Below are 14,033 nucleotides of genomic sequence, written 5' to 3'. Positions count from 1 at the left end.
TTGTTGTCGTGATCAGGCGCACGCGGCCAGCGCCTGCCGCACATCCGGCGGCACCGCAATGGCACGATGCGTATTGAGATCGGTGAACACCAGCACCTGCTGCGAGCGCACGCGTTGCTGCTCGCCGGCCCAGCAGTCCAGGGCCAGCGATAGCGACGCATTGCCCAGCCGCTCCAGCCGCAGCTTGAGCTGCACGTCATCGCCCATGCGGCTGATGGCGCTGAATTCGCAGTGCAGCTTGACGATCGGCAGCCCGATGCGGCGCGGGCCGAGCATGTCGGCGTACGAGATGCCCAGGCCGTCGGTAAACCAATCCTCGACCAAGCCGTTGAACAGCACCAGGTATTGCGGGAAATACACGATGCCGGCCGGATCGCAGTGGCCGAAGCGGATGCGCGCGGCGCGCTCGAAGTGCGCCGTCATGACGGCTTGCCCTCGCGCAGCCGATAGCGCAGCAGCTTGCCGACTTCGCTGCGCGGCAGGCTCGTGCAGAACTCGATGGCGCGCGGGTACTTGTACGGGGCCACGGTCTGCTTGACGAAGTCCTGCAGCGCCTTGACCATCGCCGGCCCGGGTTCGTGGCCCGGGTGCAGCACGACGAAAGCCTTGACGATCTGTCCGCGCTCCGCGTCCGGCACGCCGATCACACCGCACTCGGCCACGGCCGGATGCTGCATCAGCGCGTCCTCCACCTCGGGCGAGGCGATGTTGTAGCCCGACGAGACGATCATGTCGTCGGTGCGCGAGTGGTAGTGGAAATAGCCGTCCTCGTCCATCACGTAGGCGTCGCCGGTCAGGTTCCAGCCGTCTTTCACGTAGTTGCGCTGACGCTCGTCGGCCAGGTAGCGGCAGCCGGTCGGGCCCTGCACCGCGAGCCGGCCGACCGTGCCGGGTGGCACCGTGTTGCCGTGCTCATCCACCACGCGGGCGACATAGCCGGGCACCGGCTTGCCGGTGGCGCCGGGGCGCACGTCGCCGTCGGCGGCGGAGATGAAGATATGCAGCATCTCGGTCGCGCCAATGCCGTCGATCAGTTCGATGCCGGTGGCCTGCTTCCACCGCGCGCGTGTGGCGGCGGGCAGCGCCTCGCCGGCGGAGACGCAGCGGCGCAGCGGCGTGGCGCGCAGCTCGTCCCCGCGCGCGGCGATGCTGCGGTAGGTGGTCGGCGCGGTGAACAGCACAGTGGCGCCGAAAGCGCGGATGCCGTCCACCAGGTCGTTGGGCGAAGCCTTCTCCAGCAGCACCGTCGACGCCCCCACGCTCATCGGAAACAGCAGCAGGCCGCCCAGCCCGAAGGTGAACGCCATCGGCGGGCTGCCGATGAAGATGTCGTCCGGACGCGGGCGCAGCACGTGCGGCGGCCAGCAGGCGCAGATCGCCATCACGTCGCGGTGGAAGTGCATGGTCGCCTTGGGCACGCCGGTGGTGCCCGAGGTGAAGGCCAGCAGGCAGGTGTCGTCGGCCGCCGTGTCGACGTTGGTAAAGGTGGCGCTCTGGCGCGCCATCGCCACTTCCAGGCCGTCGGGCGAGGCGTCGTTGAAGCAGCGGATGCGCACCGGCATGGCCACCTGATCGGCGGCGGCGCGCAGCTCGTCGGCCAGCCGCGCATCGCACAGGGCGAAGCCGATCTCGCCCTTGGCCAGGATCTGCCCGAGCTCCTTGGCGCGCAGCAGCGGCATGGTGGTCACGGCGATCGCGCCCACCTTCATCACCGCGAACCAGCAGGCCGCCAGCATCGGGTTGTTGGGCGCGCGCAGCAGCACGCGGTTGCCGGGCACCACGCCCATGTCCCGGACGAGCACGTTGGCCAAGCGGTTGGCATGTTCGAGCAGATCGGCGTAGCGCCAGCGCAAGCCGCCCGGCGCCTGGATGCACAGGCGGTCGCCCTCGCCGCCGGCAACGCGCCGGTCCAGCAGTTCAGTCGCGCAATTGAGCTGGGGCGGGAACCGCAGCGCCGGCAGATCGAAGCGGTAGACCGGCTGGAGCGCCGGCGGCGGCAGGCGGTCGCGGGCGAAGGTGTCGAGGTGGGCGCTGGGCATGGCGGGCTCTCCGTCGCGGGCGGGGGTCAAGACGCGGTGGCGGCCGCAGCCGGGGCCGTGCCCTGGGCCGCATGGCGCAGCAGGTCGCGCGCGATGATGAGCTGCTGCACCTCGGTCGCGCCTTCGTAGATGCGCAGCGCGCGGATCTCGCGGTACAGGCGCTCGACCGGCTGCTCGCTGACCACGCCCAGGCCGCCCCACATCTGCACGGCGGCGTCGATCACCTGCTGGGCGTTCTCGGTGGCGGTCATCTTGGCCATGGCGGCCTCGCGCGTGACGCTGCGGCCCTGGTCGCGCTGCCACGCGGCGCGGTAGGTCAGCAGCGCGGCGCTGTCGATGGCGGTGGCCATCTGCGCGAGCTTGGCCTGCGTGAGCTGGAAGTCGGCCAGCACGCCGTTGAACATCTTGCGGGTGGTGGCGCGCGCCAGCGCTTCGTCCAGCGCGCGGCGCGCGAAGCCGAGCGCGGCGGCGGCCACCGAGGTGCGGAACACGTCCAGCGTGCGCATCGCCACCTTGAAGCCCTCGCCGGCCGCGCCCACGCGCTGGCCGGCCGGGATGCGGCAATCGGTGAAGCGCAGGCGCGCCAGCGGATGCGGCGCGATCACGTCGATGCGCTCGGCGATCTCGAAGCCCGGCGTGCCCGCCTCGACGATGAACGCGCTGATGCCGCGCGCGCCCGGCGCCTCGCCGGTGCGGGCGAAGACGACGTAGAAATCGGCGATGCCGCCGTTGGAGATCCACGTCTTCTCGCCGTCGAGCACGTAGCTGTCGCCGTCCGCGCGCGCGGCGCACGCCATGGCGGCCACGTCGGAGCCGGCCTCGGGCTCGGACAGCGCGAACGCGGCGATGGCCTCGCCGCGCGCCACCTTCGCCAGGTAGCGCGCGCGCTGCGCCGGCGTGCCGTGCAGCGAGATCGCGCCGGAGCCCAGCCCCTGCATCGCGAACGCGAAATCGGCCAGGCCCGAGTGGCGCGCCAGCGTCTCGCGGATCAGGCAGATGGCGCGCGTGTCGATGGCCTCGGCGGCGCCGCCATGCGCGGTGCCGCCCACCGCGTGGCGCAGCCAGCCGGCCTGGCCGAGCAGGCGCACCAGCGCGCGGCATTCGGCATCGACGTCGGCGCCGTGGCCGTGCGGAATGTGTTCGGCTGCCCAGGCATCGAGCTCGGCCGCCAGGCCGCGATGCCGGTCATCGAAGAAGGGCCACTGCAGGTAGTCCAGGTCGCTCATGTCAGTTGCCCTCGAACACCGGTGTCTGCCTGGCGACGAACGCGTGGTACGCGCGCGAGAAATCCTCGGTCAGCATGCAGAGCGCCTGGGCGTGGGCTTCGGCCTCCAGCGCCTGCTCGATCGTCATGGTCCATTCCTGGTGCAGCATGGTCTTGGTGATGCCGTTGGCGAAGGTCGGGCCGGCGGCCAGGTCGGCGGCCAGCGCCTGCGCCTCGCCCAGCACCTCGGCCGGCTCGCACAGGCGGTTGAAGAAGCCCCAGCGCTCGCCCTCCTCGCCGCGCATGGCGCGGCCGGTGTAGAGCAGCTCGCTCGCGCGGCCCTGGCCGATGATGCGCGGCAGCATCGCGCACGCGCCCATGTCGCAGCCGGCCAGGCCGACGCGGTTGAAGAGGAATGCCGTCTTGCTGCGCGCGGTGCCCAGGCGCAGGTCGGAGGCCATCGCCAGGATCGCGCCCGCGCCCGCGCACACGCCGTCCACGGCGGCGACGATGGGCTGCGGGCAGGCGCGCATGGCCTTGACGAGCTCGCCGGTCATGCGCGTGAACATCAGCAGTTCGGGCGCCTTGAGTTGCACCAGCGGGCCGATGATCTCGTGCACGTCGCCGCCGGAGCAGAAGTTGTCGCCGGCGCCGGCCAGCACGACGGCCTTGACGTCGTCCGCCCACTTGAGCTGGTGGAACAGGTCGCGCAGCTCGGCGTACGAATCGAAGGTCAGCGGGTTCTTGCGCTCGGGCCGGTTGAGCGTGACGGTGGCCACGCTGCCCTGCACGCGCCACAGGAAGTGCGTGGCCTGGTAGCCCGCCAGCGGGCGGCGGTTGCCGGCCAGCAGGGCCGGGTCGATGCAGTCGGTCATGGTCGGGATCGGGTTGAAGAAACGGGTTCGTCGAGGGCGTCGGGCTCGCTCAGTTCGGTCTCGCGCCGCGCCAGGTGCACGCGCAGGCTGCCCAGCTGCGCATACAGCGCGTCCTTGTTCGCGGCGCCCAGGCCGTCGAACATCCCGATCAGCCAGCGCTCGTGCTCGGCGGCCATCGTGGCGAAATGGCCGCGGCCCGCCGGGGTCAGCCGCACGCGAAAAGAGCGGCGATCATCCGGATCCGCCTCGCGTTTGACAAGCCCCTCCTTCTCCAGCTGGTCGGTCAGGCCGGTCACGTTGCCGCCGGTCACCATCAGGTAGCGCGACAGCACGCTCATGCGCAGGCCGTCCGGATGGCGCTCGAGCTGGGCCAGGTAGTCGAAGCGCGGCAGCGTGGTGTTGAAGCGCGCGCGCAGGCGCTGGCGGATCTGCTGTTCGATCTGCGTGCTGCAGGCCAGCAGGCGCAGCCAGATCTTCACGTCCATGTGGTCGTCGACGTGGGCGCGGGCCTCCAGGCCGATGCGCGCATCGCCGAGGGCCTGCACCACCTTGTGGTGGCCGGTGGCGCGCGCGGCCAGGGCGGTCTTGCGGGGCCGGCTCACATGACCTCCCCACCCGAGACCGAAATGGCCTGCCCATTGATCGACGCCGCGCCGCCCGAGCAGAGCCACGCCACGGCGTCGGCCACTTCTTCCGGCGTCACCAGCCGGCCCTGCGGATTGCCCCTGACCAGCTCGGCGCGCGCTTGCTCGGCGCTGCGGCCGGTGCGGGCGACGATGCGGTCGATGCTCTCGCGCACGATGTCGGTATCGGTGTAGCCGGGGCAGACGGCGTTGACGGTCACGCCGCGCGCGGCCAGCTCCAGCGCCAGCGAGCGCGTCAGGCCGATCACGCCGTGCTTGGCCGCCGCGTAGGCCGACACATAGGCGTAGCCGCGCAGCCCCGCCGTGCTCGCCACGTTGACGATGCGGCCGCGGCCGCAGGCCTGCACATCGGCCAGCGCGGCCTGCGTGCACAGGAAGGTGCCGGTCAGGTTGACGGCCAGCATGCGCTGCCAGTGCTCCAGCGTGGTCTTGCCGAACGGCGCGCTCTCGGCCTGGCCCGCGTTGTTGACCAGGATCGACACCGGGCCGCGCCCCGCGCGCGCCGACGCAAAGGCCTGCGCCACGCTCGCCGCATCCGCGACGTCGCACGTCACCACCTGCGCGCGGGCGGCGGCGGGCAGCGTCGCGGCGGTGGCTTCGAGCACGGCGGCGTTGCGCCCCATCAGGGTCAGCGCGGCGCCGTCGGCGGCCAGGCGCGATGCGATCGCCGCGCCGATGCCCCGGCCCGCGCCGGTCACGACGGCATGGTGTCCTGCCAGCGTCGCCATGTCAGACCCCCTGCATGCGGTTGGCCTGCTCCAGCGGCGACAGCCCCGCCGCCTGCGCGGCCAGCGCCCGCTCGCGCTCGAGGTTGCGTTCGAGCTGCAGCTTGCCGGCGCGGTATTGCCGGGGCCACGGCATGTCGAGGTAGCCGATGCGCGCGGCCTCGTTCAGCGTCCAGGCCGGGTTGGCCAGGTGCGGACGCGCCACGGCACACAGGTCGGCACGGCCGGCGGCGATGATGCTGTTGACGTGGTCCGCCTCGGAGATGGCGCCCACGGCGATGGTGGCGATGCCCGCCTCGTTGCGCACGCGGTCGGCGAACGGCGTCTGGTACATGCGGCCGTACACCGGCTGCTCCTTCTTGCTGACCTGGCCCGACGAGCAGTCGATCATGTCGGCACCCGCGGCTTTGAACAGGCGCGCGATCTCGACCGCGTCGTCCGGCGTGATGCCGCCCTGCACCCAGTCGTGCGCGGAGATGCGCACCGACATCGGCCGGTCCGCCGGCCACACGGCCCGCACGGCGCGGAACACTTCGAGCGGATAGCGCAGGCGGTTCTTCAGCGCGCCGCCGTATGCGTCGCTGCGCAGGTTGGTCAGCGGCGAGATGAACGACGACAGCAGATAGCCGTGCGCGCAGTGCAGCTCCAGCCAGTCGAAGCCGGCCTCCATCGCCAGCCGGGCCGCGCGGACGAAATCGTCGCGCACGCGGTCCATGTCGTCGCGCGTCATGGCGCGGGACCACTGGCTCACGCCGTCCAGATACTGCTGCGGCGAGGCGGAGATCAGCGGCCAGTTGCCATCGGGCAGCGGCAGGTCGATGCCCTCCCACGCCACGCGCGTCGAGCCCTTGGCGCCCGCATGGCCGAGCTGGATGCCGAGCCTGGCCTCGCTGTGGTCGTGCACGAACCGGACGATGCGCGCCCAGCCGTCGCGCTGCTCGGCGTTCCACAGGCCGGGGCAGCCGGGCGTGATGCGCGCATCGGGCGACACGCAGGTCATCTCCGCCATCACCAGCCCGGCGCCACCCATGGCGCGCGCGCCCAGGTGCACGAGGTGGTAGTCGGCGGGCAGGCCGTCCCGGCACGAGTACTGGGCCATCGGCGAGACCACCACGCGGTTCTTCAGCGTCAGGCCGCGCACCGTGAACGGCGTGAACATCGGCGGCACCGGGGCGCGGTCGGGGGCGCGCGGCGCGCCGGCCTGGCCCGCGATCCAGTCCTCGAACGATTCGAGATAGGCACGGTCGCGCTGGCGCAGGTTCTCGTGGCTGATGCGCTGGCTGCGCGTGAGCAGCGAGTAGGCGAACTGCTCGGTCGGCAGGGTGGCATAGCGCGCGACGTTCTCGAACCACTCGGTCGAATTGCGCGCGGCGTTCTGGATGCGCAGCACTTCCACGCTGCGCACCGCTTCGTAGTGTTCGAGCGCGGCTCGCAGGTCGGCGGGCTGCTCGCCGATGCAGCGCGCGAGTTCGATCGCATCTTCCAGCGCCAGCTTGGTGCCCGAGCCGATCGAGAAATGCGCCGTGTGCGCGGCATCGCCCATCAGCACCACCGGCGCGCGCCCGCTGTCGTGCACCCAGCGCCGGCACACCACGCGCGGAAAGCGGATCCACTGCGCCGAGCCGCGCAGATGGGCCGCGTTCGACATCAGCTTGTGGCCATCCAGGTACTTGGCGAACAGGCGCTCGCAGAAGGCGATGGCCTCGTCCTTCTCCATCGTCTCCAGCCCGGCCTTGCGCCAGACCTCTTCGGGCGTCTCGACGATGAAGGTGGAGGTATCGGCATCGAAGCGGTAGGCGTGCGCCTGGAACCAGCCATGCTCGGTCTGCTCGAAGGCGAAGGTGAACGCCTCGAACAGCTTGTGCGTGCCGAGCCAGACGAAGCGGCAGCGGCGCGTGTCGATGTCGGGCTGGTAGGTGGCGGCGTACTTGGCGCGGATGCGGCTGTTCAGGCCGTCGCTGGCGATGATGAGATCGGCGTCGGCATAGGCCCCATCGTCCTGCACATCGGTCTCGAAGACCAGCTTGACGCCCACCGCCTCGCAGCGCGCCTGCAGGATGTTCAGCAGCCGCTTGCGGCCGATGCCGCAGAAACCGTGGCCGCCGGAGCGCACCACCTGGCCGCGGATGTGGACCTCGATGTCATCCCAGTGGTTGAACGCATCGAGGATCTGCGCGGCGCTCTCGGGGTCCGCGCGCTGCAGGTGGCCCAGCGTCTGGTCAGAGAAGACCACGCCCCAGCCGAAGGTGTCGTATGGCCGGTTGCGCTCGACCACCGTGATGTCGTGCGACGGATCCTGCCGCTTCATCAGCAGGGCGAAATACAGGCCGGCCGGGCCGCCGCCGATACAGACAATCTTCATGTGGGCTCCACGGATGATGCCCGATTACATTAGTCATAAATAGTTTAGTTGTAAAGCAATTAAGCAGGGAGGCGCCCCGGGGCTCACACCGCTGACAGCGCGAACCGAAGGCACCGGGTTACGCACGGTTACACAGCGCGGGCCCGGCCTTAGAGTCGCTAACAAAACCGATCAACAAATCGTCCGCAGATGACGGCGCAAGCCAGGGTGAGCAAAGCGAGGTGAGTCTGAAGAGAACGCTCGAAACGAATGCGCAACTTGCCGAATCCAGCAAGCCAGGCATGGGTGCGTTCGACCACCCAGCGATGCTTGCCGAGCCGGTCGTTCTTCTCGATGCCACGGCGAGCGATCCGGGGAGTCATGCCCCGCTTGCGCAGATGCCGGCGGCATCGCGCGAAGTCGTATCCCTTATCCGCGTGAAGCTTGTCGGGGCGGCATCGCGGGCGGCCATCGAGTCCTGGCACGCTCGGGATGGCGTCAACGAGCACCTCGAACACCACCGAGTCGTGACGATTGGCACCGGTGACCATCAGCGCCAACGGCACGCCGCGCCGATCTACGACGAGATGGCGCTTGCTACCGAGCTTGCCGCGATCTGTTGGATTCGGCCCCGTCTGCTCGCCCCCCGGGGGCTGGCCACCGTTGCACCGTCGACACTGGCTCGGCTCCAGTCAATCTGGTCGTGTTCGCGTAGGCGCTTGAGCAGAGCCAAATGCAGCCGCTCCCAAACGCCGTTGGCCTGCCACTCCCGCAGGCGACGCCAGCACGTCATGCCGCTGCCAAAGCCCAGTTCTTTAGGCAGGTCTTCCCACGGGATACCGGTATGCAGAACAAACAGGATGCCGTTGAGCGCCGCCCGATCATCCACGCGCGGACGACCGCCTTTGGTCGAAGGCTCCACAACCGGCAGCAGCGGTTGCAATGCCTTCCACAGTTCATTGCTGATCTTCTTTCGTGCCATGCCAACAACAACGCTCAACCACCTGCGTTCGATGACTTGGTTTTGTTAGCGGCACTTAATGCCCGCTTAAGCCTCGCTTCCTACTCTGGCTCCGTCGCACACCACCCGGATCAGACACGCCATGACCCCGCAAGAGCTGCAAGCGCTGGAGAGCTTCCTCGCCCAACTGACGCAGGCCCAGGCCGGCACGAAGGACCCGCAGGCCGAAGCCCGCATCGCCGAGGCCGTCGCCAGGCAGCCGGACGCCGCCTACCTGCTGGTGCAGCGCGCCATGCTGCTTGACCAGGCATTGGCCGGCGCCAAGACGCAGATCGCCCAACTGCAAACCCGGCTGCAGACGGCGCAGGCCACCGGCTCCGGCGCCTTCCTTGACCCGGCAGGCACCTGGGGCCAGCACGCCGGCAGCGCTCCGCCCCCGGCGATGGCCTCCGCACCCGTGGTGCCGGCAGTGCAGCCATCCCGCTCCGGCTTCCTGGGCGACGGCGTGCGCAGCACGCTCGGCAGCATCGCCACCACGGCCGCCGGCGTCGCGGGCGGCGCCTTCCTGTTCCAGGGCATCGAGAGCCTGTTCCGCCACAACAGCGGAACCGGCTTCCTCGGCCAGCCGGCCATGGGGATGCTGCCGACCGAGACCACGGTCATCAACAACTACTACGACGACCATGACGCGCCCGCGCTCCGCACCGACACGGCCTCGCGCGACGACAGCCTGCTGGACACCAGCCTCGACGACGGCAACTTCGCCGACGACGATCCGTCGATGTTCTGATCGCCCCCGGCCAACCGGCCCCGACGGCAGGCGCAGCCGCAAACGGGGCGGCCGCTTGATCGCCCCGGATTGTTAGAGCGTCGCCTCCAATCGGGACACCTCTTTGGAATTGTTTTCAATCCGGGCGCGACGCTTTTGTATCGTGATTACGCAGACCTCGTATCCCATTCGCCCGGCTCCCCTTCGCCGGGTTTTTTTTGGCCGATGCGCGCGCCACGCGGGCTTCGGCGCCTCAGCCGGCATCGCCCGGCAGCAGCGCCGGCAGCCGATCGAGCACCGCTTCGCGGGCCCGCACGCCAGCCGGACGCGGCTCGATCCGCGCGTCCTGCAGCAGGTGGGCGAATACGTACGTCTTCGTCCCGTTGGTGACCCAGCCGACGAACCAGCCATAGGCGTGCGCCTGATCCCAGGTGCCGTCCGGCGATAAGGTGCCCGGCGCACCGGCGCCGGTCTTGCCATGCACGACCCAGCCGCCGGGCAGCCGCGCCACCTCGGTGAGGCGCGCCGTCATATCGAACGCACGCGCCGATACCGGCAGCTGCCGGTTGACCAGCCTGCGCAGAAAGCCGACCTGCTCCTCGGGCGAGATCCTCAGCGACGAGAGGATCCACGCGCGGTCCAGGCCGTTGTCGTGGCCGGGATCGCCGGCCACGTCCTGGTTGCCGTAATCGAACTGCCGCACGTACGACCGGAAGCGCTCGGCGCCGAGCGCATGCGTGATCCGCTGCGAATACCACACCACCGAATACTGCATCCACCGCGCCGGATCGGCCGGCGCATGCCATGCCTCACCGCCCCAGTCCGGATCGCCCGGCTTGAACGCCAGCGTCGGCGCGTGCGCGTCCCGGAGGACGCCGGCGTCATAGCCCATCAGGCTCAGCGCAATCTTGAAGGTGGAGGCCGGCGTGACACGCTCGCCGCACTGCCCCTCCCGCACGATGGGCCGACCGGTTGCGGCATCGGCCACCAGCGTGCAAAGCGGCCCGGCGTGCGCAAACGATGCCAATGCGGCCAGCAGCGCGCCCGCCGCGCTCAGGCGAAGGTTCTTCATGGATCGATCTCCTCGGAGTAGCCATACGTCCGGCCCGGCCAACCCGCCGCGACCCGACAGCTGCGCGACAGCATACCCCGCGCGGTCGACGGAACATGACGCAACCCCCGCCACGTCATCCATACCCGCGGAATGCAAACGTCGCGCGGGCAATCCATGTTTGCGGCGGCCGGCAATTCGGGCCATGCGCGCAGTGGATCAGCAGACAATCAATCTTCCGGATTGCATTCGGTTGAATGCCGGCAAACGCACGGACAACCCGTTTCAAGTTGATGGCCGACCACCGAAGCGGCGTGGTTGGATAACACCACGGGCAGAAGGGCGAATCGCTTCAAGACGCCAATCGCCAAACGGATGCGCGGCGGCAACGAAGACTTTGCAACGCATCCGGAACGATCGGGGAATGCCGTACTGATCGCCAGCCGATTCCCAAGACCGTATGGGGAGCGGAAAAACCAAGGCAATGCGTTTCAGCAACGGCATCGGGCCAACATGGATTGCGCTGCTTGAGCGAGCCAATTCCCGTGCGGGTTCAGCGCCACCGATCACCTTTTGATGGGCACAGCAGGACGACGGCGGAATTCCCTATCGGAGGCAAATTGAAAGCGCCCGGCGACCCGCGAATTTGAAAAAAACGTGAAATCGGCCATCGGCTATCCAACTTTATGTGCGCGAATTCGCTCAGATTTTCGCTAATGGTATTAAAATTCAGACCTCCGGGTCGGCGCGATTCACGGTGATCTTTTGCCGCAAGTGGCAACCAACGCTTGGCCCGGTTATTCCCACAACAACGATCTTTCCGGAAGAACCACATGGCAACCTACAAAGAACTGCTTGCCCAGAAGGCAAAACTCGACGAGCAACTCGAAACCGCCCGCCAGAAAGAACTGAACGAGGTCACCGAGCGCGTGCGGCAGATCGTGCAGGAATACGGCCTGACCGCCGAAGACATCGGCCTCGCACCGAAGCGCGGCAAGCGCGGTCCCAAATCCACCGTGGCGCCCAAGTACCGCGATCCGAAGACCGGCGCCACGTGGTCCGGCCGCGGCCGCGCACCTGCCTGGATCGGCAAGAACCGCGACAAATTCCTGATCGCCTGATCCCTCCCGCCCCAGTCGCCGCCGCCATCCCGGGGGCATACCGGTCGGTCCGGTTTCCCGACCTGTGCGCCTCCACGGCGGTGACCCCTCGGCGCATGCAGCCGCCCACCGGACGGCCCACGCCGAGCTGCCTCCCGGGCGCGACAAGAGACACCCGCCCCGTGGCCGGGACGTCCGCGCCACGCTGAATTCGACCAATCCCCTCACCGCCGCACGACCGCTGCGTCAGCGTCTCCCACCCTCCATGCGCAATCCGGCATCCGGATAACGCTTCGTGGGAAGCCCCCCATGCGACACGACACGCCGCTGCTCATGATTCACGGGCTGTTCGGTCCGCTGCATGGCTTCGGGCTGACCGCCCGGCTGCCCGGCATCGCCGTTCATACCCCGGATCTGCTGGGCTATGGCGCGCGCATCGCGCCGCCGGCGACACCCTCGTCGCACCGATTGCGAGGATGCCCTGGCACCCCTCAAATCCGCAGCGTCACGCCGATACGGGCCGCCAGCGCCATCAGCTCGGCTCCGGCGCCCGGTTCGCAGCCACTGAAGGTGGCATCGAGCACGGCCAGGTTCATCTGCGTGAGCAGCATGCGCAAGCTGTCGGGGTCCAGCTTGTTGGCACCCACGTCCAACGAGGCGAGCGTCTTGTTGGCCGCCAATGCCACCACCCCCTCGGGCTCGATCTGGGATTGGCGGAGATTCAGCGTGGCAAGCGCCGTGTTGGCGGCCAGCGCCTTTACACCTGGCGTCCCGATGACGTTCCCGGCCAGATCGAGCGAGGCGATCATTCTGTTGGCGGCCAACGCCAGCGCGCCATCGAGACGGATCTTGTTGTAGCTGATGTTCAGCGTCTTGATCGTCTTGCTGGCGGCCAGCCGCCGTGCGCCTTCGTCGCCAAGACCGTTCGTCCCTACGTTGAGGTGGACGAGCGAGGTGCTGGCAGCCAGCGCCGAAGCGACCTCGGCAACCGCCGCCGCAGCAGCCGCCGCGGCAGCCTGCGCATCGGCCGCATCCGCCACGGCGCTGATCTCGGTGTATTCGACATCAAGCGAGGTCAGCTTCCTGTTGGCAGCCAGCGCCAGCACGGCCCCGCTCCCGATGCGGTTGTGGCCGATGGCAAGCGAGACGATCGATGTGCTCGCGGCCAGCGCCAGTCCACCGTCAGGGCCGATGCCGTTGTTGCGCACATTCAGCGTGGTGAGGATCTTGTTGGCGGCCAGCCGCTGCGCACCCCGATCCCCGATGGCGTTCTCTTCGATCAACAGCGTCGTGAGGGCGGCATGCTCGGCCAGCGCCTCCGCGCCCTCGGGTCCGATCCGGTTCTTGCCGACGTTCAGCGTGGTCAGCGTGGCGCTCTTGGCCAGTGCGCGGATGCCATCCAGGCCGAACGTGTTGCCGTCAAGATGGAGCGAGGCGAGCACGGTGTTGCGGGCCAGTGCGATCACGCCCGGATCGCCGATCCGGTTGTCGCCGACATCGAGCACAGTCAGCCTGGGGTTGCCGGCCAGGTAGGTCGCCCCCTCGTCGCCGATCTGGTTCCCGCGCATGTCGAGCGAGGTCAGCGTCGGATGGTTCGCCAGTTGCCGCGCGCCCTCGGCACCCAGCCGGCATCCGCCGACATTCAGCCGATCCAGCGGCAGCGCAAGCAGCGGATCGAGCCCCGTCACCCTGAGGCCGCTACACCCGCTCAGGTCCAGCTCGCGCAGCGTGGCAGGCAGTCCTATCAGGTCATTGCCCCAGAAATTGCCGACGAGGGTCAGCTCGCGCAGGTTCGGATAGCTGCCTGGGCGCTTGACCGCCGCGAGGCCCTCCGGGGTCTTGACGATCAATTGCCGGATGCCGACTTCCGCCGCGGCCCTCGTCGTACGGCTGACCACGCGCAGCCGCTGCTGCGCAACCGGATCGCGATGGGCGATCACTGTCCACATCTCCGGCGGAAGCTTCCGCGCCCCGCTCAGCGGCTCGGCATCGGTGCGCGAGGCTTCATCGCCGGCCACCGCGGGGAGGTGCTGCTCGACCCGCATGGATGGCGGAGCCATTTCCGTCCGTGGCTCCGGCAAACGATCCGGCGCCCCGATTGCTGGCCCGATCTCGCCATCGGCCGCCTGACCGGAAGCCGCCGCAACGACGTGCTGCGCCTGCGCGGACCGGAGCCCCAGCAACGGACCGGAAGCGGTTCTGGCCGGATGCGCCGGACTTGCGGCAGGCGTATCCACGTCCGCTGAAGCCGACCGCGGGCCGACATCCTGGGGCACGACCGGGCCGTGCCGATTCACTGAAAAACCATTTCCCATCGCGTTTTC

Annotated in this window: 12 protein-coding genes; 2 read left to right on the top strand and 10 right to left on the bottom strand. The window is 69.0% G+C overall.

Annotated features, from left to right (window positions below; all coding sequences use genetic code 11):
- Window positions 1-12: 12 nt before the first annotated feature.
- The 8 genes from GO999_RS22570 to GO999_RS22535 form a co-directional block, all read right to left on the bottom strand.
- Window positions 13-423 (bottom strand): acyl-CoA thioesterase, encoded by a 411-nt coding sequence (locus GO999_RS22570; RefSeq protein ID WP_016722332.1) that lies wholly within the window; start codon window positions 421-423, stop codon window positions 13-15.
- On the bottom strand, window positions 420-2,039 hold the full coding sequence (locus GO999_RS22565) for an AMP-binding protein (protein ID WP_211906904.1): 1,620 nt from the start codon (window positions 2,037-2,039) through the stop codon (window positions 420-422). Before GO999_RS22565 ends, GO999_RS22570 begins: the two co-directional genes overlap by 4 nt.
- Window positions 2,040-2,065: 26 nt before the next feature.
- Window positions 2,066-3,265: an acyl-CoA dehydrogenase family protein gene (locus GO999_RS22560; protein ID WP_019719762.1), complete on the bottom strand. Its 1,200-nt coding sequence runs from the start codon at window positions 3,263-3,265 to the stop codon at window positions 2,066-2,068.
- Between the two features lies 1 nt (window position 3,266).
- Window positions 3,267-4,118 carry an enoyl-CoA hydratase family protein gene (locus GO999_RS22555; protein ID WP_019719763.1) on the bottom strand — a complete coding sequence of 284 codons (852 nt, stop codon included), beginning with the start codon at window positions 4,116-4,118 and terminating at the stop codon, window positions 3,267-3,269.
- Window positions 4,115-4,720 (bottom strand): MarR family winged helix-turn-helix transcriptional regulator, encoded by a 606-nt coding sequence (locus GO999_RS22550; RefSeq protein WP_011003355.1) that lies wholly within the window; start codon window positions 4,718-4,720, stop codon window positions 4,115-4,117. Before GO999_RS22550 ends, GO999_RS22555 begins: the two co-directional genes overlap by 4 nt.
- Entirely contained in the window at window positions 4,717-5,490 is a 774-nt protein-coding gene (locus GO999_RS22545) for an SDR family NAD(P)-dependent oxidoreductase (protein ID WP_011003354.1), read from the bottom strand. Before GO999_RS22545 ends, GO999_RS22550 begins: the two co-directional genes overlap by 4 nt.
- A 1-nt stretch (window position 5,491) precedes the next feature.
- Entirely contained in the window at window positions 5,492-7,849 is a 2,358-nt protein-coding gene (locus GO999_RS22540; RefSeq protein ID WP_211906903.1) for a bifunctional salicylyl-CoA 5-hydroxylase/oxidoreductase, read from the bottom strand.
- 158 nt (window positions 7,850-8,007) lie between these two features.
- Window positions 8,008-8,810, bottom strand: a protein-coding gene (locus tag GO999_RS22535) for an IS5-like element IS1421 family transposase (RefSeq protein ID WP_086004752.1) whose coding sequence is annotated in 2 segments (ribosomal slippage) — window positions 8,008-8,483 and window positions 8,483-8,810 — 804 coding nt in all. Because the reading frame shifts where the segments join, the coding sequence is not laid out codon by codon here.
- Window positions 8,811-8,931: 121 nt separating this feature from the next.
- Between GO999_RS22535 and GO999_RS22530 the strand changes: the two genes are divergently transcribed.
- Window positions 8,932-9,579: a DUF2076 domain-containing protein gene (locus tag GO999_RS22530; protein WP_016722324.1), complete on the top strand. Its 648-nt coding sequence runs from the start codon at window positions 8,932-8,934 to the stop codon at window positions 9,577-9,579.
- A 232-nt stretch (window positions 9,580-9,811) separates the two neighbouring features.
- Here GO999_RS22530 and blaOXA read toward each other — a convergent pair whose 3' ends face one another.
- A complete protein-coding gene (gene blaOXA / locus GO999_RS22525) occupies window positions 9,812-10,630 on the bottom strand; it encodes a class D beta-lactamase (RefSeq protein WP_211906902.1) in 819 nt (272 codons plus the stop codon).
- A gap of 812 nt (window positions 10,631-11,442) precedes the next feature.
- Between blaOXA and GO999_RS22520 the strand changes: the two genes are divergently transcribed.
- Window positions 11,443-11,730, top strand: a complete 288-nt coding sequence (locus GO999_RS22520; protein WP_011003350.1) for an H-NS histone family protein — start codon at window positions 11,443-11,445, stop codon at window positions 11,728-11,730.
- A gap of 470 nt (window positions 11,731-12,200) precedes the next feature.
- Here the strand turns inward: GO999_RS22520 and GO999_RS22515 are convergent, their stop codons facing one another.
- A complete protein-coding gene (locus tag GO999_RS22515) occupies window positions 12,201-13,769 on the bottom strand; it encodes a leucine-rich repeat domain-containing protein (RefSeq protein ID WP_211907207.1) in 1,569 nt (522 codons plus the stop codon).
- Window positions 13,770-14,033 lie beyond the last annotated feature (264 nt).

It is taken from the genome of Ralstonia nicotianae (genome assembly GCF_018243235.1).
Classification (GTDB): Bacteria; Pseudomonadota; Gammaproteobacteria; order Burkholderiales; family Burkholderiaceae; genus Ralstonia; species Ralstonia nicotianae.
The sequence above is the reverse complement of the archived record's forward strand: the minus strand, read 5'-3'. Positions and strand labels throughout refer to the sequence as shown.